General features: G+C 57.0%; 10 protein-coding genes. 6 read left to right on the plus strand and 4 right to left on the minus strand.

The features are described 5' to 3' along the window. Positions 1-92 precede the first annotated feature (92 nt). The 6 genes from HMPREF0576_RS01760 to HMPREF0576_RS01785 all read left to right on the plus strand — a co-directional run bounded on the left by HMPREF0576_RS01760 (position 93) and on the right by HMPREF0576_RS01785 (position 7846). The gene (locus HMPREF0576_RS01760; RefSeq protein WP_245527303.1) at positions 93-1505 is read left to right on the plus strand and encodes a cell division protein PerM; all 1413 of its coding nucleotides are present in this window, start codon (positions 93-95) and stop codon (positions 1503-1505) included. Beyond that, a complete protein-coding gene (purN, locus tag HMPREF0576_RS01765) occupies positions 1502-2146 on the plus strand; it encodes a phosphoribosylglycinamide formyltransferase (protein ID WP_004008119.1) in 645 nt (214 codons plus the stop codon). Before HMPREF0576_RS01760 ends, purN begins: the two co-directional genes overlap by 4 nt. Before the next feature lie 111 nt (positions 2147-2257). Further along, on the plus strand, positions 2258-4102 hold the full coding sequence (locus HMPREF0576_RS01770) for a bifunctional phosphoribosylaminoimidazolecarboxamide formyltransferase/inosine monophosphate cyclohydrolase (RefSeq protein WP_004010469.1): 1845 nt from the start codon (positions 2258-2260) through the stop codon (positions 4100-4102). Between the two features lie 90 nt (positions 4103-4192). Beyond that, complete coding sequence (locus tag HMPREF0576_RS01775) at positions 4193-4552, plus strand: hypothetical protein (RefSeq protein ID WP_004008117.1); 360 nt, start codon at positions 4193-4195, stop codon at positions 4550-4552. Positions 4553-4603: 51 nt separating this feature from the next. Continuing rightward, positions 4604-6505, plus strand: coding sequence for an AMP-dependent synthetase/ligase (locus tag HMPREF0576_RS01780; protein ID WP_004010470.1), 1902 nt, complete (start codon positions 4604-4606; stop codon positions 6503-6505). Between the two features lie 123 nt (positions 6506-6628). Then, the gene (locus tag HMPREF0576_RS01785; RefSeq protein WP_004010471.1) at positions 6629-7846 is read left to right on the plus strand and encodes an NADP-dependent isocitrate dehydrogenase; all 1218 of its coding nucleotides are present in this window, start codon (positions 6629-6631) and stop codon (positions 7844-7846) included. Here HMPREF0576_RS01785 and HMPREF0576_RS01790 read toward each other — a convergent pair. From HMPREF0576_RS01790 to HMPREF0576_RS01805, 4 genes are read right to left on the minus strand one after another with little or no spacing between them, the layout of a single operon-like run. After that, positions 7803-8858 carry an isopeptide-forming domain-containing protein gene (locus HMPREF0576_RS01790; protein ID WP_004010472.1) on the minus strand — a complete coding sequence of 352 codons (1056 nt, stop codon included), beginning with the start codon at positions 8856-8858 and terminating at the stop codon, positions 7803-7805. The two genes, HMPREF0576_RS01785 and HMPREF0576_RS01790, sit on opposite strands and share 44 nt — an antisense overlap. Next, positions 8843-9814 carry a class C sortase gene (locus HMPREF0576_RS01795; protein ID WP_004010473.1) on the minus strand — a complete coding sequence of 324 codons (972 nt, stop codon included), beginning with the start codon at positions 9812-9814 and terminating at the stop codon, positions 8843-8845. Before HMPREF0576_RS01795 ends, HMPREF0576_RS01790 begins: the two co-directional genes overlap by 16 nt. Before the next feature lie 56 nt (positions 9815-9870). Next, positions 9871-11370: a SpaH/EbpB family LPXTG-anchored major pilin gene (locus HMPREF0576_RS01800; RefSeq protein ID WP_004010474.1), complete on the minus strand. Its 1500-nt coding sequence runs from the start codon at positions 11368-11370 to the stop codon at positions 9871-9873. 13 nt (positions 11371-11383) lie between these two features. Next, a complete protein-coding gene (locus tag HMPREF0576_RS01805) occupies positions 11384-18478 on the minus strand; it encodes a DUF5979 domain-containing protein (protein ID WP_004010475.1) in 7095 nt (2364 codons plus the stop codon). Positions 18479-18715: the final 237 nt, after the last annotated feature.

An 18715-nucleotide genomic window follows, 5' to 3' on the forward strand; every position in this document is an offset into this window, starting at 1 on the left:
GGGTCGTACCGGTGTGGCAAGTCGGCGCGGTTCTGAGGGTTTCTTATACTTAAATGGGACGAGGCGCGCTCAATGCGCCAGGGAGGAGAGTTATGGACGCACGGTCTAACCGTCCCGGTCAACGTCCCCCGAGTCGACCGGGGAGGCGTCAGCGTCGCGTCAATACTGCTCCGGAAGGACAAACCCTGCCGGTCGAGTCCAGCGAGGTAGGTTCCGGTTTGCCGGCGCCCGCAACCGGCACTGCGGGGCTGAACACGGCAGAATCTTTCCGCCATCCCGACTTCCGCTCCGCATTCCGTGCGGTTTTCCACAAACCAACCCGCGCCGAACTGTTCCCTGCCGGAACTTGGCGCTCACTGTGGTTGGGGTTTCAAGCGTGGGCGATTAGCTGGGCGGTGCTGGTGCTGTTGGCGATTGCGGTGTGGACGCCTACTGCCACTACTCCTTCGGAAAAAGGCACGAAGTGGAGCGACGCCCTGGCAGTGGGCAACGCTATTTTTGCGGTTGCGTTCCGTGCTGAGTTTTCCAGCGAAACCATGCGGTTTTCCCTCACCCCGTGGGGGCTCACTCTGCTGCTGGGGCTGCTGCTGGCAGCGAGTTTACGGACGGCGAAACCGTCGAATCCTGCGGCTTTGGGTTGGGGGCTGGTGGCTTTCCTGATTCCCTGCTGGGGGTGTTTGTGTTTTGCTGCGATTTCCCTGGTGGTGTGGCGCGCGATCATTTTTTCGCTGTGCTTTGCCGCAATTGTGTTCTTTGTCGTCGCCAGGCATCAGACCTGGTGGAATGTGACCGCGTTCTTTCCTGAAGGTGAGCCGTGGCCCTGGCTGAGTCTGGCAGGTCGCTGCCTGCGCGTGTTGGCTCGAGGGGTCATGGTTCTCTCCGCGATTTTCCTGGTAGCGGGTATATTTACCGGCTGGGAGCAGATGCGCACTATCTGGATTGGTCTCAAACCGGACGCTTTGGGTTCTGTCGCGATGGTCTTGGCTATCCTGGCATACTTGCCGACTTTGCTGGTGTGGGGAGCCGCGTGGATTACCGGCCCGGGGATTACCTTGGGACAAGGGACGGTGTTTTCTCCCGGTCAAGTCATTGGGGGTGACCTGCCGCCGGTACCCGTGCTGGCGTGGCTACCGGACGGACCGGTAGGATGGTGGCCCCTAATCTTTCCGGTGCTGTTAGCCATTGGTTTGGGACTCTACCTGGGTGGACGTCACCAGCTCGGACTGGCTGACACCGCGTTGTCTCTCGCCCTGTTCCTGGCAGGATTGCTGCTGGGAGGGCTGCTCATCGTGTGGTTCGTGAGCGGTTCACTAGGTCCAGGTCGCTTGGTCAACGTGGGTCCCCTCGGTTCGACTCTCTATGCGGGAGTGCTGGCTTGGGGGGTACCTTTTGTGGTGACAGCCCTGCTGAACCACCCCTGGACACGCGAAGCCACTCGGCGCTTCGCGGTGCGAGTCTCGGGCAAGAATCCGCAGGCTCTGCCCACTGCTAGAATCGACTTATGAAAAAGCGAGTCTTTACGCTACCCGATGATCGCCCCTCCCGTTTGGTGGTGCTGATTTCCGGAGTCGGCACTAATCTGCAGGCGCTCTATGCGGCGACCACTAACGCGGCTTACGGTGCGGAAATAGTCGGGGTTGTCTCTGACCGGGACACTGCTGAGGGATTGCGTTGGGCACAATCACGAGGAATTCCCACCGCTACGGTCTGCATGGGGGACTTTCCTGACCGGGAATCCTGGGATGTCGCTTTCACGGCAGCGGTGCAATCCTGGGAGCCAGACTTAATCGTCAGTGCCGGGTTTCTAAAAATTTTAGGTCCGAAATTCTTAGCCCAGTGGCCTTCCCGCGTGGTCAACACCCACAATTCACTGCTGCCTTCTTTCGTGGGCATCCACGGTCCGCGCGATGCCCTGCGAGCCGGTGTGAAGTTGGCGGGGGCGACGCTGTTTATCGTTGATCCAGGCATGGACACCGGTCCGATTCTGGCTCAGGTGGCGGTTCCTGTCCATGATGATGACGACCTGGAAACCTTGACCCAGAGAATCAAAGTTGCCGAACGCGCCCAGCTGGTCGCCAGCGTGGGGCGGATGGTGCAGCACGGCTGGTGGATTGACGAAGTTCGTGCCGGTTTTGAAAGTGACTAGGATTGAATCGCGGGTTTCTGGCGACGGGATTGCGCTCAAGACCCGAAAACGCCCAATTACTGTTGATTTTTAGAAAAAAGCAATAACCTGAATTAAGGAAGGCAAGACAAGGTGGCGGAAACGACAAATCGGAACAAGGATACTCAGATTCCTGTCAAACGGGCTTTGATTAGCGTGTGGGACAAAACCGGACTGGAACAGCTGGCACAGGCTCTGGTCGAAGCTGGCGTGCAAATCATTTCCACTGGCTCCACCGCAAAAAAGATTGCGGCCGCGGGTTTGCCAGTCACTCCGGTAGAGGACGTGACGGGTTTCCCCGAATGCTTGGAAGGTCGGGTTAAGACTCTGCATCCGCACATCCACGCCGGTATCCTCGCGGATCGGCGCAAACCTGACCACGTCAAGCAGTTGCAAGATTTGCAGGTCGAGCCGATTGACCTAGTGGTGTGCAACCTTTACCCCTTTGAGGATACGGTAGCCAGCGGCGCTGACTTCGATGCCTGCGTGGAACAGATTGACATCGGCGGGCCTTCCATGGTGCGTGCCGCCGCCAAGAACCACCCTTCCGTGGCGGTCGTGGTGTCGCCCTACACTTATGAAGCCGTTATCGAAGCAGTCCAGGCAGGTGGCTTTGACCTGCACGAACGCAGGCTCTTGGCGTCGCAAGCTTTCGCGCATACCGCTGAATATGATGCTGCTATCGCCACTTGGCTTGATGACCAGATGACTCGTTTCGCGATGGAAAACGTCGGGGATCAGGCGTCGGCAGACGAATCGGATGAGGATTCTGCGATGCCGGAATGGGTGGAACTTTCCGGGGAACGGATTGCCTCCCTGCGTTATGGAGAAAACCCCCATCAGTCCGCGGCGCTCTATGTTGATTTGGAACAGACTGCGGACCAGATGGAAGAAAATGCAGAGGGAGAATGCAACTGTCCCGCTTGCACGCATTACCCCGAGCTGGATGATATTGAGGCTTGCGACCGGGCAGGTTCGGACCCCCACTCCAAGCCGGCTCCCGGCATCGCCAACGCGATTCAGCTGCATGGCAAGGAAATGTCGTTTAACAACTACACGGACGGAGACGCGGCGATTCGGGCAGCTTATGACCACGCTGAGCCTTGCGTGGCGATTATCAAACACGCCAATCCGTGCGGGATTGCCGTAGCCGCTGACGTCGCGACCGCGCATCGTAAAGCTCACGCCTGCGATCCGGTCAGTGCTTTCGGTGGGGTGATTGCGGTAAACCGTCCGGTGACGGTGGAACTGGCGAAACAGATTGCCCCGATTTTCACCGAAGTGGTGCTGGCTCCTGCCTATGAGCCAGGAGCGGTGAAAGCCCTGGCATCCAAGAAAAATCTGCGCGTGTTACGCGTTACCCCGCCAGCCCGAGGGGCACTGGAAGTGCGCCAAATCAGCGGGGGATACCTGGCGCAGCAGCGGGATGATGTGGCGGAGTCAGGGGATTGCTCCAGCGGATGGACCAAAGTGTGCGGTCCTGATGTTGACGAAGCGACCTTGCATGACCTGGAGTTTGCGTGGCAGACTATCCGCGCCACGAAGTCTAACGCTATTCTCTTGGCACATGACGGCGCGACGGTCGGTATCGGCATGGGGCAGGTCAACCGGGTGGATTCTTGCAGACTGGCGGTGGAACGCGCCAACACCCTGGGTGGACGCGAGACTGGAGACGCCGCCGCGAGCCAGAGCGATACCGCCGGGGGAGCGCGGGCTGAGGACTTGGCAGTGGCTGCTCCGCCCGAGCGAGCTCGGGGCGCAGTCGCGGCGTCCGATGCGTTCTTCCCGTTTGCCGATGGGCCACAGATTCTCATCAACGCAGGTGTGAAAGCTATCGTGCAGCCCGGCGGTTCTATCCGCGACCAGGAAACTATCGACGTGTGTGAAAAGGCCGGAGTCGCGATGTTTACCACCGGGGTGCGTCACTTCTTCCACTAGACGTGCTGGCGGGACCGGTAATCTGGCGATTTCTGGTCCCGCCGTGACTCCGAAACCGTAACCGACTTCAGAAAACGTCAAGGGAACCTTTTGAACACCCCAAACCCGCAAGCTCCCGAACCTGCCGCGCCGGACTGGCAGGCGTTGGACTCCGTGACGCCTGATCAGCCCACTTTGGTGCCCGACTCGGCTCCGCATCCGTTTGATGCCCCCAGCCGGGTTCAGGTGCTGCTGTTGGGGGCAGCGGTAGTGGCTCTGTTGGTGTGTTCCGTGGTCGGATGGTGGCAAGCGGCAGTTTGGGGCTTAGTGGTGGTTTTGTTGGCACTGGCAGTGTTTCGCCTGACCAACCGCCACGCGTGGACTCGGGCGCGCGGGACCATCTTTGATGTGACGGTGTTGGTCGCGGCGGCAACAGGAATTACCTTGGTGATGCTGGTATTACCAGGGTGAACTGCGATGACTCAATGGCAGGATATTTCAGAAAGTTGGTAAGCTAACCCTATGGCTGATGAAAAACGTAACAATCGAGACGAGATTTCCACCCATGCACAGAACCCGATGGATAAGCCTGGATGGGTGGAAATAGACGGGGAGCGATTCTGGCATTGCCCCCGATTGTTTACCGCTGAACAGCATCAAACTTTGCCTTGGACACTGGCAGACCGGGTGCGTCGCCTGCCCAACGCGAAACTGCTGGATCGAAAGACCGAGCTCGGTGGGTGGCGTTCGATGACGGCAGTGGAGTTTAACGAAGACGTTCACTCGGTCGCGCGTGGCTTGATTGGGATGGGGTTACAACCCGGAGATCGGTTCTCTATCATGGGGCACACCTCGTATGACTGGATGCTGTTGGAATACGCGGGATTTTGCGCCGGACTGGTGGTGGTTCCCATTTATGAGACGGATTCTGCGGAACAAATCGCGTGGATTCTGGAGGACGCTGACCCGGCATTGGTGGTGTGCGAAACGAACGCAATGCGTGAGCTGGTCAGCTCGAAACGGGGTTGCGGTCGCAGCCTGAAACACGTGTTGTGCCTGGAAGATTCCGCGGTGGTCAGGATTAAGAAAGCCGGGATGGACGTTCCCGATTTTCAGGTTGACGAGCGTTCCCGCGCGGTGACTATCGACGATGTTGCCACGATTATTTATACGTCCGGGACTGCCGGAAAGCCCAAAGGCGTGGAGCTGACGCACGGGAACTGGATTGAGTTGCTGGCGAACGGCATGAGGTGGATGCCGGAAGTCGCAGGGTATCCGTCCTCTCGGCTGCTGGTGTTCTTGCCTTTGGCGCACGTTTTGGCTCAGTATCTGCAGTTCCTCCAGCTTTGGGGCGCGGGCACCCTGGGTCATGCTCCCAATATCCGCAACCTGATTACGGACCTGCAAGAATTCGCCCCGTCTTATGCGATGGTGGTGCCACGGGTACTGGAAAAGATTTACAACACGGCTCAGGTTCAAGCCCGAGCGCACCGGATTTCGCGGATTTTGTTCTCTCGGTCGGTGAAAGTCGCCGAGGCGTATTCGCGCGCTTTGGATACCCCCGAGGGACCCAACCGGCGGCTGCGGGCGAAGCGTCTGGTCTATTGCCAACTGGTTTACCGCCGAATTTTGTCTCTGTTTGGTCCGAACCTCAAGTTTGTGATTTGTGGCGGAGCGCCGTTGAGCGAAGAATTGGGGCATTTCTTTCGTGGCATTGGAATGCCGGTGCTGGAAGGCTACGGCTTGACCGAGACCTGCGCGCCCCTGTGCTTTAACAACCTCAGGACCAACCGCATTGGCACGGTCGGTCCTGCCGTTGCAGCTACTGACTTGAAAATTTCTTCCACCGGAGAGCTGCTGGCAAAGAGTCCCGCGATTTTCCATCGCTACCATAACAATCCCGAACAAACCGAGGCAGCTTTTGAAAACGGCTGGTTTAAGACCGGTGACTTGGCGACTATCGACCAGGATGGCTTCGTCCGGATTACCGGGCGCGCCAAGGACATTATCGTCACCGCCGGGGGAAAGAACGTGGCGCCTTCCGTGTTGGAAGACCCGCTGCGCCAGTATGCTTTGATTAACGAAGTGGTGGTGGTAGGCGAGGGAATGCCGTTCGTGTCTGCCCTGATTACTCTGGATGCGGATATGTTGCCGACCTGGCTAAAGAACCACGGTATGCCTACGATGGACCCGCTGACCGCTTCCAAGAATCCCCAGGTGTTGCAGGCAATTTCACGAGCGGTGGAACGGGTCAATGCCCGGGTGTCTCGCGCCGAGTCCATCCGTAAGTTCAAGGTCTTGCCGACCGCCTTTACCGTCGAAAACGGTCTGCTGACCCCGTCGATGAAAGTCAAGCGCAAGCAGGTCGCCGAGGCTTTTGCTGCCGAAATCGAGGAACTTTACGCCGACAAACTGGTGAAGTAAGACCGCCGGCTCGAACCCGGTGCTCCCGCCCTAGGGGCAATTTCCTGGAAATTTATCTCGATATCGAGTAAAATTTCGATAGTGGCGCTAAGCCCGGAAAATTGACCTCTACAAGGAGCAAAAATGGCGAAAATCAAAGTGGAAAATCCGGTGGTCGAACTCGACGGCGATGAGATGACCCGCATTATTTGGCAACAAATTCGCGAAAAACTCATCTTGCCTTACCTGGATTTAGACCTGAAGTACTACGACTTGGGTATCGAAAATCGCGACCGGACTGAGGATCAGGTCACGATTGATTCCTCCAACGCCATTAAGAAGTACGGGGTGGGGGTGAAATGCGCGACCATCACCCCTGATGAAGCCCGCGTAGAGGAGTTCGGGCTAAAGAAAATGTGGAAGTCCCCCAACGGCACTATCCGCAACATTCTGGGCGGGGTCATCTTCCGGGAGCCAATCATCATGCAAAACGTGCCGCGTTTGGTCAAGGGTTGGGACAAGCCGATTGTGGTGGCGCGGCACGCGTTTGGTGACCAGTACAAGGCGACGGACTTTAAGGTTCCCGGTGCTGGCAAGATTATGTTGAGCTGGGTGCCTGACGACGGTAGCAAGCCCATCGAGCACGAGATTATTCACATGCCCGAGGCGGGCGGTGTCGCCATGGGCATGTACAACTTTAACGACTCTATCCGCGATTTCGCCCATGCCTGCTTTAACTATGCCCTGGCGCGGAAATACCCGGTGTACCTCTCGACCAAGAACACAATTTTGAAAGCCTACGACGGGGCGTTCAAAGACATTTTCGCCGAAGTCTATGAATCCGAATTTAAAGCCAAGTTTGAAGCTGCTGGTTTGCTCTATGAGCATCGTTTGATTGATGACATGGTCGCCAGTTCCCTCAAGTGGCACGGCGGCTACCTGTGGGCGTGCAAGAACTATGACGGCGACGTCCAATCCGACACGGTGGCGCAGGGCTTCGGCTCACTGGGGTTGATGACTTCCGTGCTTATGACCCCGGATGGACGCACCGTTGAGGCAGAGGCAGCGCACGGCACGGTGACGCGCCACTATCGGGCTTGGCAGCGGGGGGAACAGACCTCTACGAATCCGATTGCTTCCATCTATGCCTGGACGCGCGGGCTGGCGCATCGCGGCAAGCTCGATAACACCCCGGCGGTCATTGAGTTCGCCGAGACCCTCGAGGATGTCATCGTAAAGACTGTCGAGGGCGGTCAGATGACCAAGGACTTGGCGCTGCTGGTCGGCGGGGATACCCCGTGGTTGACCAGCGACGAATTCATGAACGTCCTGGATCAGAATCTGCAGGCTCGCTTGAGTTAGAGCGCCGGCGCATCAGCACCAGCCCCACCACAATGAGCCCGGCGCTGAGCGTCATGGCTCCGGCTATCTGCACCCCAGTCTTTGCCAGCGCACCGGCGACTTTGCCGGGCAGCGACTGACTGGGTGGGGTCAGACCCCATTCTTCCCAAGTGCCAGCCACCCGCGGGTCGTCCGGGTTGGGGATGTAGGTGTTCGTCTTTGGGTCGTAAATCCAGCCGGGGATGTCATAAGGGTCGGTGACTCGGTTCGGGTCGACCCCTTTCGGCAGCTTTGGCAGCGGGGTATTGCTGGGGGAGGGGACCGGGCTAACGCTGGGTTTCGGGCTCTGACTGGGGGTGGCGCTCTGGCTGGGCGTGGCGCTCTGGCTGGGCGTGGGAGCGAATCCAGGCGTACCTCCGCCACCGCCAGTGCCGCCTCCGGGCTGGGGCGCTGCGGTCGCTACCGGTTTTGGCACCAGTCCCAGTCCGTAACTCCATTTGGGGCTGCCAGACGACGTGTCGCCGTAGGGTAGAGTCACCAGGGAGGGGCAGAACTTCAGGAAGTTCGTGTTAGGTGTGTTTGGTGGGGTGGACTCGATGAGGTACACGCCCAGTGCTAAGTTCTTAAACTCCACCACACCGGCGTAGTTCGTGGTGCCGGTTTGGGGGCTTTCCAAGCCTTTTTTGCGCGCTTGGGTGACAGTCAGCTGTGCCAACTTGCGGTAATCCACGCCTGTCCCGGTGGTGGCGACGTCTTTTACTTTCGAAATCTTTACCGTGTAGTTTGCGGTGGAACCATTGGGTACGGTCGGGTTTTTCGGGTCATCATTGGGGTTCTTGCGGGTCAGATGCACTTCAATAGTGCCGGTCTGGGAGCCAGCAATGGCGTTTACGTTCAACCCGGTGGTGGTGCCGGTGACGGCATGAATGTGGTCCTCTTCGTTGCTGGCCAGGGCGGGCACGGCACCCAGGCTGAGAGCCAGCGCAAATCCTGCCCCCAGCGCGGTCAGGCGCATTTTCAGTTTCGTTTCCATGACTTCATCTCCCTGGTTTTTTCGGTTTCACGCGGTGCGTCACCTTTAAAGTTTTCGTTTCGTCGCCGACGTAGTTGCCCCCACACCCACACTATTGCCAGCACTCCTGCCGCGGTGGCGATAGCGACCAGCACCCACATCCACCAAGACAAGGTCTGCAGCGGAGCCTGCACCGCGGGGAAGTCCTCGGAGGGCAGGGTGGTGCGTTCCCCGGTGACCAGCAGGCGGTGGGAGTTGATTCCATAAGGGGTGCAGGTCAAGACCGTCAGCAGGTCGCGTCCGCCCTGGACTTTGAGGGTCTTTATTTCGTCGGGTTTCACCACGCGGATGTCGTAAACCCGGTAAGCCATCTTGCGTCCCATCACATCCAGGAACATCAAATCGCCTTTTTCCACGTCTACCAGGTGGTCCAGCAGGGTCGCGGTGGGCAGTCCGGTGTGTCCGGTCAACACGGCGTGGGTGTCATTTCCGCCCACCGGCAGGGACGAACCGTAGAGGTGACCGATCCCGCGCTCCAGAGTCTCCACTTCGGAGCCGTGATAAATCGGCAGGTCGACCCGCGCTTTGGGGATAATCAGGCGTCCCATTTCGGGCAGCAGGTCCAGCTGGTGCAGATACCCCTGATAGGGATAGTTGTTCTTGGACACGCGCGCCATCCACGGGTCCAGCACGGGGGTGCCGGGGATGCTTCGGTTGTATTCCTCGGCTTTCGCGAGCATTTCGTCCAGTACCTCGGGTCGGCTCTGTTCGATTTGTTCGCTGTAGGTCAGGGTGTGGCGGTGCTGCACATAATTGTTGAAGTTTGTTGCCACCACCGGGTAGAGCAGTACCCCTACCCCGATGATGGTCAACAGCACAGGAATCCACAGGCGGGGGCGTGAGTGGACGACGTTGATATGTTTTGGTGCGTTCGCGACCGAGCGTGGCGCCAACACTACAGAGTTCTTTCCGCTCACGTTTACCCCTCCTTTCGGCTAGTTGAGTTTAATCCCGGTACTGCGGGTGAGCGCGCTTAGGAGCGCTGGCGACGCATATAGACGGCAGCTCCACCCAACAGCACCAAACCGACGATGACGAACAGGATGATGCCCTTGCCACCGGTATTTGGCAGCAAACCGGTAATGGAGCTGGTGGAGGTGTTCTTTACCGTCACCTCTAAGGTGTTGCCAGCGGCGCCGGTAATCTTCGCCTTAGTGAATTCGAACTTTTGTGGACCAGCCAGCTGCTGGTAGCCATCGGGTGCCTTGGTCTGGACCAGGCAGAGCTCTCCCTCAGTGGCGCCCAGCGGACCGACGATCACACCGTTAGCGGCATCGGTAATCTCGAACTCACTGTTGGCGCCGATGGTCAGCGCGTTCCCGGTCGTTTTGGTGCCCAACGGGTCGCCCGCGCACTGGTAGATTTTAAACTTCGCTCCGGAAAGTTTGGTGCCGGTAGCGTTTTCGTTCAAAATCTTTAGCTTGCCGAAAGTGGTCTTGGCAGGGTTATCCGGATCGGACACAATAGTCGTTTCGCCGCCGCCGCCGTTTGCCGTGGTGTAGATAGCCTTCGCGGCGTTGGTGACCCCGTCGGTAGTATTGACCGAGTTCAACACTTCGGTTTTGACAATCAAACGCATGGTTTTGCCCTTGGCAGCGTTAATTTTAGTTAGACCATTGGGAGTAAAGGTGACCTCCAGCTGGTTAGCGGTCGGTGAGTCAGTAGCCACGGTGTAGTCATTGGCATTGCCAGCAGTCAAACCGGTATTCGCGTGTTCGGGGTCGATGGTAACGGAGGAGACGATTGTAGCTTTCATATTGGTCGGCAAATCCTGCACCTTAAACGTCGCGAAGGTGTCGTTGGTGTCGATATCTGGAATCGGCACGTCCATTTGCCAAGTCATTGTGGAACCGACCGTGATAGGAGTACCTGCCGGAGTAATGTCCGTCTTTTTAATCTTGCTGGCATCCCCATTCTTGGGATAGACATGGATGTCATACACCCAGTTGGCAGTGTTGGCTGGATCCGTCATGGGGACAAACACGACCGCCGGAGCCATCAGGGTTTTCCCCTCCGGGGCAGCCGTCTGCGTGAGTCGATACACGCCCGGCTTTAGACCCTGGAATTTATGGGTACCGTCTGTTGTAGTCTTGCCGGTTTGTGCCGCGAAGGTCGGATCCAGGGCGCCGAAATTTTTTGCTGTCAATCCGAGGGCACTCGAATATCCAGCATTGGTGGTGATGTCAATGTTGGATTTCTCGAGTTTAAAGGTGGCGTTTTCGATTGCCGTTGCACCTGCCGGTAACGGAGTCGTTTCCATACCAGTGGGGGTTGCCGTCCGGCCGCCGGTGGGCATAGTCAGAGCGTGCACCGTGATTGAGCCGGTAGCGTTACCGTTAATCGCTGCGGCGGAGGCGACCGGCGCGTTGAGCATTCCCGCAGCCCCCAGCAGGGCGACCGCTCCGGTGGCAAAAATCGCCACAGTGCGACGCCAAATGGGTATTCCTATGGATTTCATATTAACTAACCTCATCTTCCTGTGTTTATTAATGGTTTTCTTTGAGTAAAGTCTTGCGTCGGTAAGTCAGGGCGAGCCCGCCTGCCAGAATCAGCAGTCCCGTCAGCTCAATCCAGAGACGTGCCCCACCGGTCTTGGGCAAATATCCGGAGGAAACCTCCGCCACATCAATAGACCACGGCTGGGTATCGTTTGCGGGGGTCCGCACGGCTACCATCCCGGTGTGGGAGACATAGCCTGCCAATTTGACCTCGAGGTCCTGACCAAAGTCGGTGTACGGGTCGAATTTCCGGTTGCTATCGAGGTGATTCTGAGGACTGACCGTGAAATTCCAATAGGTCGGCAGCATTTCGCCCATCCCGGACTTGGTTTCCTCCAGCGCATACCCGCCGGGTGCCAGCGTGGCCGTGAATACGCCGGGTATTGTGTTGCCGTTCACGTCCGTTTGCGCGCTTACCTCGATGCCTTGATTTAAATCTGGCTGACCGTTCGTGTCGACGGGGTAAATCTTGAACTTAGCCCCGGTATCGATTGCTGTCTGGAAATCCTTATCCACCTTGCGGACCTGGACTTTTGCCTTGTCTCGATAAATCGTGTGCAGCACCACGCGCGGGTCGTCGCCAGCATTCATCGGGAAACCCGCCGAGGGTACCTCCGCGCGGTTAGCTGCCGACCATTCCACGTTGCCTTCGGCGGTGAGCACGTCACTAAACTTCGGTGCGGTGCGGGGCGTTCCGGTGGCAGGGTCTAGCAGCTGTTCCCGTGGCGGTGTCATCAGCGAGGTCAGGTGTGTCAGACCCTTATTTGTCAGGCTGCTCAAATCTGCCGAGGGCGGTTGGGGGACAATGGTGCATTTGGTGTCTACTGGCACGATTGCGCGAGCCAACTGGGCAGCCTTGGCGTCGCCTACCGCGACGGGGGAGGCGCTGGTGTATTCATACTGCAGACTTCCCGTTTCTGGATACGTGACCGGCAGCGTCGGATAGGTACAGCGGTAGGTATAGGGGTACTTTGTCGTGTCCTTTGCCAGCAGCCGCTCAGCGCGGTCGCCTTGCGGATACGCCACGACCCCAATATCGGCCTTTTGCACCAGGTAGGTGTTCGTAAAAGTGATGGTGGTCTGATTCTTGCCCGTCGGATCGAGGGTCACGCCTTTCGCGTGCTGATACTGGGTCAAATCAGATTTCTGGGTCGAGCATTGCTGATCCGGGTCAGTTTCAGTTGGGCAGGGGTATTTATCGTCCATGTATTCGGACTGGAATTGTTCCGCCGAGACTTTCTTCGTGCTGGGTGTCGGGTCACTGGTCACAGTGTCTTCGCGCCAGTCTGCGCCCAGCCGGTGACGTAAAGTCGGGTAGTTGGCTATCGGGTCGGTAGTGTCGGCGTTTTTCAGCGTGAAAGCGCAGGTAGCCGTGGCGGGCAGAATCCCCTCTGTCTCAGCATTCCGCTGGACCTGAACAGCGTGACCGGAACTGTCCACGTTCACGGTGCCGGTGTATGTCACCGGGGTGTCCTCGGTGGCGGGCGGCTGAGCCGGATTCCGCAGGTAAGCATCGGTGCAGGTGTAGTTGACCTGGTATCCCGCAATGGTGAGCTTCGAACCGACGTTTTCTTGGTACGTGGTGCTTGGCGTCGTCGTGTCCACCAGGGCACTGACCCTCAGGTTTGCTTCGGGACGGATGTAGGTGTTGGTGAGGTCGAAAACCGTGTACTTTTGCTCGCCTCCCTGTGCCGAAACGTAGTCGGGATGTACCCGGAAGCCCTTGAGAATGCCTTCGTTTTGTGCCGGCACCAGGTTTTCATCCGCCGCGTATGTTACGCCGTCTGCGGTACCACCGTTGACATCAATGTCCCCAAATAGGGTCGCTAAATGATCTTTCAGGGTCGTCAGGGGGTCGGTGGCATCAGCGGGAATATCATCGGTCAAACTGGTGGAGGTATCCGAACTCACTCGGTGCAGCTGGTAGTCCACCGTAGCGTCATAGGACTCCGGTCGGATTTCTGCCAGCACACAGTTATAGTCCACCGGCACGAACACGTCCGACACGGCGGTAGCCGTGTAGGGGTCAGCCTTACTGGGGGTTAGTTTCAGCGTGGTGTTATAGATAGCGGCAGCGTTACCGGCGTTTGGAATCGTGACTCCGTTCGCCACCAGGGTGGGTGGTTTGCAGTACAAACGCAAGGAGACTGCTTTGCCCTCGCCCAGGCGTTTCCCGTTACCGTCTATCTTTAGATTTACCTTTACGCGGGTCTTTTCAAACGTGTAGTTGTTCCACGGCACCATCGTGCCCGCAAAGTTTTCCGGCAGTATCTTGGGCACGATCGGGTTGGTGGAACCGCTGGGGTTGTCTTTCTTTGACCAGAAGGTGTTTTCTTTGGCTTTCGCGTCGCGTGGCAGTTTCACCAGGGCGATGGCTTTCGAAGTGGCAGTCTGGTAGCTGCACAGGTCAGTGCCTTTCGTTTCGCAGTTGGACACAATCGGTTCGCGGGAACGGAACCCGGCGTTCAGCTCCCAATAGTTGTCCCACTTGGAGTGCGGACGCTCGGCTACGGTCGAATCTTCGGATACCGCGCAGACGGCACCGGCGGGCAGGGCGTCAATCGGGTGCCATTCACCTTGCTCGAACCGTCCCATCTTGATGCTCTGCTGGTCTGCCAAATCCGCGAGTCGGTCGTTGAGGTCGTTGCCTAACGTGGCAGTAACGTCCTGCTTACCCTTGATAGTGCGGGCAGCGGGTATCGGAATCTTTACCCCGTTTAGCGTGCAGGAATAATCGACCTTGAACTGGTGATTTCCCGGAATCATCGACGTGCCTTCGCCGCCGACCTTTTTCTTAAGGTTAAACGAACCCAGCTGCATCCGGTAGGGGATATGCAGTGTCAGGCTGTTGGCATCAGCAGCACTTCCAGCTCGGGTGACCACCTTGCCGGTTAAACCGCTCTGGGTGGCATCTGTTCCGGAACCGCCCACGGCGTTCCACGTAAAGTTGGCTCCCGAGGGGGCATCGGCGTTGAGTGCCTTGCCGTCAGCACCCACCAGGTCAGCGCCGGGAATCTTAAACCGTGGCTGTTTGAGGTCAATCTGGCAGCTCCAGCCCACCGGCACTGTCAGCGGGTTGGGCAGTCGCCAGCCGTCCTCATTCACCGTAAAGTCGCCGGCGATGGTGTATTTGTCCGACCCGCTGGTACACACCAGTTTGGCACGAGCCTTGTAGTCGCCCGTGGTGGCTCCGGTATCCGTTTTGTGGATGAACAGGGCTTTCTTCCACTTCGCAGGTACGTTAATGTTGGCTGCTGAGTCGGTATCGGCAGAAGTTTTCACGTCCGTGGTGGTCGAGAGCATCAGCTGTGTATATGCCACCGCATAGTTGTTGACAATGTTGATACTCAAGCTACCGCTCGCAGTGGGGGAAGTAAACGTGAGTACGGGATTGCCGGTATCGCTCGACGTATGCTTGACGGTGTAGCCGTTAGAGGGGGTCATTTTGGTAATCCGGGTCAGTCTCGGGTCATCGTTCGTGATCTGGGTCAGGGTGCACCGGGCGTTTGCGGGAATCTGCGTGTTCCCGGATAGTTCTTTGACGCCACCGTCGCGAGTCAAGGTCACATTTATTTCGCCATTCCCGCAGTTAATGGTGTAGTTGTAGTTTCCGGGCAGTCCGGACTTGAGGGAGGCGTAGGGCAGGGTGTCCCCGGATTCGGTGTGCAAGGTGATATTGCCAGCAGTTTGCAGCTTATAAGTGGTGGTAATTTTTGCGGGAGCCCCGTCCAAAGTCACGTTAGGGGATTCCACCGTGGTAGAGACGATGACCCGATTGGCGTCAGGATAGCGTGGGGCTCCGTTTGCGCCGGTCGCTTTCGTCAAATCTGGTAATCCCGGTATCTCCGTGGCATAGGTACAGGTCGTGCCTATGGGAAGGGTTCCCAAATCGACCGTGCCGTCACCGTTAATACTCGTTTCAATAACCTCAGGCTTTGCGACTCCCGGCTTCGTGCAGGTAGCAGTAACCTTCTTGGTCAGACTCTGCAAAGCATCTTGCAGGTCCTGGTCAGAGACAGTGGTATCAAAGCTGGAAACGTGCTGTATCTGTTTCTTGACAGTTTTATACGTGAATTTGGTATCGGTCGTAACCGGAACCGGAGTGGTTGTATCCGTAATCGGACCGAAAGTCTTTTGCCCCGGTTTAGTGACGGTGATGGCATTCGGCACACCGGTCAAATTCTCTTCGGTAACGCTACATTTGGCAGCTGCCGGAACCGTGACCGTGACGGGCACGTCCGCTTGTGCGATAAAGCTCGCGGTACCGGTGTGGATGTTCGCGCCATTATGCGTACAGCTGAGGTTTTCCTTAAATGTTTGTTCACTCCCCACCAATTCTGCGTCCCCGCTCACGGTCTTGGTGAAGGTTATCTGCGCATTCTTCCGTACTAGGTCCTGCTGGAGCGTAATGGATTTCTGTCCCCCGGAATGAACCCAGAAATAGTTATTGGTACACTTTTTCTCCGCAGTGCCCTTATCCTTCCAATCACTGGCGCACACGTTGGAGGAGTAGCTGTCGATGATGTTAAAGCCCTCTACGCTCCACGGGTGGGTTGTTGCGGTTCCGGGTGCGCCTTTCGGGGGCAGGGAAGTGAACAGGCAGTGGGTGCCGACCGGCCAGGTCGGAATGGTGTGACCGGCTTTATCCAATATCGGCTCATGGGTAGTGGGGTCACGTTTAATCCCCAGCTCGTAGTAATCAGTACCGTTGGTAGGCACATCTACCGCGCCGAGTTCCACATAACCGGGCATCGCGGCAGCGCCGGATTCGGGAATCTCCGGCGGGCGAGTCGGGTCACCCATATAGCGGCAGTTGTAGTAAACCGGCACTTTCCCTGGCTTAGTTAGGCTCGAAAATGCGGGATCGTTACTTTTGTTGGTGAGCTCGACCTTTAACTTCACCGAGGCTTTCTTCGAGGTGAAAGTGGTTAGTGACTCCAAGATGGATTTCTCGGTAGGAGCCGCGAACTCCGGCTTGGTCAAATGCTCCCCGGAGGCGGTAAAGCTGTAGTCGTAGCCGTTGGCGGCTGGGGCAACAGGTTTGGTTTCTTTGACCTCAAAGTATTGCGAGTGATCCAGGGTATCCTGGACGGTCATCAGGTTGTCCCAGTCGGCTTTTTTCCACGGCTCGGGGCAACTAGCGGACTGATCCCTGCCGTAACAGCGATGCGGATACTTCACGGAGCTGTCCACCTGGCACGTGGCGCCAACCGGCAGACGGTGCACGTCATCCCGACCCTTAGTGCCGATGGGTATATCGGGGAAGGTATATTCAGTGTTCAGGGTGACGTCGGGACCGCTGGTATTTTGTTTTGCCAACACCAATTCTCTGGAATCTTTTACAAAGGGCTGCTGGGGGTCTGTAACAGTGTAGGGATCCTTACAACTCCACGCCACTTTAAACTTGGATTTCAGCACGTCAAAGCGGATTTGCTCATTGCTGACTTTCACGGATTTACGCAGCACGGATTCTTGCAGGAGGCGGTGATAGAACCCACATTTAATATAGGTGTACTTATCGAAGTCGGCTTGCGCGAGGGAAATCCCGCCGCGGGTATTTGTACCCGTGGCATCTGCCGGGGCAAAAGTAAACGGATCTTTGCGGCTGGAGAAACCTACGCACCGGGCGTTAGCCTCTCGGGGCAGTTTTTCCGGGGAGTATTTGTCATTCGGCAGCCGGAGGCGGGTCAGGGCGTACTTTTCCTGATTTGGTCGAGGCACAATTTGCAGGCTGCGCTCACCCCTGGTGGGTTTTTCAACGATGCCGTCCGTGCCGGTAGACAGTTTCCTGCCACCGATGATTTCAAAGTCGGTGTTCGCAATGGGGTGTTGGAACACCAAGTTTTCATCCACCGCATCCGCAGTAATCTCCAGACCTTTGTCTCTAAACAGGTAGTCCTCGACGGTTTCAGCAAACTTTCCATCCCGCACGTGATTGCAGCGTTGTTCAGCTAAGTCGTACGGATTGCCCGTCGGTTCCGGACCGGTAGAGGGGTCAAATTGGTTACAGGCTTTTCGGATTGCTTCCCGCTGGGCAGCATCTTTCTTATTGGTCGGTTTGTTGTACCAGTCAGAGTCCATATTCCGGGGGTCCTGGAAGTGATACCAGTCGTAGTTCAGCAGGGTATTCGAGGTTTTAGTTCCGTAGCCGTTCAGATTATGTTTGATGACGGTGATATTGCCGCCGGCTTTCCCAGCTAATTTGGTGAGGAAGTCTTTCCGTCGGCCATCATTGTAATAGGACGGTCCCATAGCTAAAAAGTTCACGTGGGCGCCCTTGTCGGCAATCGCTTTGGCTTCATCGTACGCGGCGTTTTCGGCATTTAACCTGTCCAACACCGGTCGGCATTTCTCATTGCTGGGATCGCCGTAGCAATATCCCAGTCCGGTGGTGAACACGATGATGTTGTTATACAGGGGCTGGGAGGGCGCAGTTCCGTGCTTGGCTTGATATTCCTGCGCATAGGCATCCATATCGTTGCGGATTTGCTTTAGTCCCCACTCGAAGTTCGAGCCGTCCTCAGCCTTCATCCGATAGCCTTCCCCATCGGTGGCGTCCAAGGTACGCAACTTGGCGACGACCTTGTCAAAACCGTCTTTGTTCTCCAGGGAAGTCGCTTTCAAGTTCGGGGTGTTATTGGGGGATACCCCGTTAGCAGAACGAGCCCGGTGGAAAGTGTAGACCCCGACCGAGACCGGAGCGCCCCGCAGGTGGCTGAGCATCTGAATGATTTGATTGGACTGATCAAAGTTGCGGTAGGGTTTGCCGTCTTTGTAACTGAAATAGGCTCCGCCCATGGTTTCCCAGGCGTAGCTCGGCTCGAAGTTAAACACCAAAGCAACGCGGTTATTAGTCAATTCGGGGGCATGTTCGACATTGTCGGGGCGTGGGAAGTTCGTGGTCCAGGGATCATTTTCGGCGTCGCCGAGGGGACCGTAGTCCGGCGGAATGTTCTGGGTGTTTGTAGATGCATCGGCCGGTGTGGGTCGCACCATCATGGAAACTAGCTGTACTGTACCTATCAGCAAGGCGAAAGTGGCGATTATCGCCAGAGCTTTTTGCACTATTACCCGGTTTATCATTGTCCCCACCCTGATTCCGTAGCGGCTTTCAAGCCTTTATTCTTCATCCATACCGTCAGGACGCGCTATTTCTCTATTCACACCATACATCGGGTATTTACCTGGGCTTTTAGCCTTCCCGGCAATTTCCCCTGATATTTTGAGGAAATCTACAGGAAAATAGATCTTTTTGCGTGTTATGATGATTGTTTCGGAATAAAACGACCCTCAGACAATATGGATACTCAGCTCGGCAAA

This window comes from Mobiluncus holmesii ATCC 35242 (genome assembly GCF_000185445.1).
GTDB lineage: Bacteria > Actinomycetota > Actinomycetes > Actinomycetales > Actinomycetaceae > Mobiluncus > Mobiluncus curtisii.

Bases quoted from the DNA above. Each gene is read 5' to 3' on its own strand.
- HMPREF0576_RS01800 (WP_004010474.1), bottom strand. From the start codon at position 11,370: ATGAGGTTAGTTAATATGAAATCCATAGGAATACCCATTTGGCGTCGC.
- HMPREF0576_RS01760 (WP_245527303.1), top strand. From the start codon at position 93: ATGGACGCACGGTCTAACCGTCCCGGTCAACGTCCCCCGAGTCGACCG.
- HMPREF0576_RS01790 (WP_004010472.1), bottom strand. From the start codon at position 8,858: ATGGAAACGAAACTGAAAATGCGCCTGACCGCGCTGGGGGCAGGATTT.
- HMPREF0576_RS01780 (WP_004010470.1), top strand. From the start codon at position 4,604: ATGGCTGATGAAAAACGTAACAATCGAGACGAGATTTCCACCCATGCA.
- HMPREF0576_RS01805 (WP_004010475.1), bottom strand. From the start codon at position 18,478: ATGATAAACCGGGTAATAGTGCAAAAAGCTCTGGCGATAATCGCCACT.
- HMPREF0576_RS01785 (WP_004010471.1), top strand. From the start codon at position 6,629: ATGGCGAAAATCAAAGTGGAAAATCCGGTGGTCGAACTCGACGGCGAT.
- purN (WP_004008119.1), top strand. From the start codon at position 1,502: ATGAAAAAGCGAGTCTTTACGCTACCCGATGATCGCCCCTCCCGTTTG.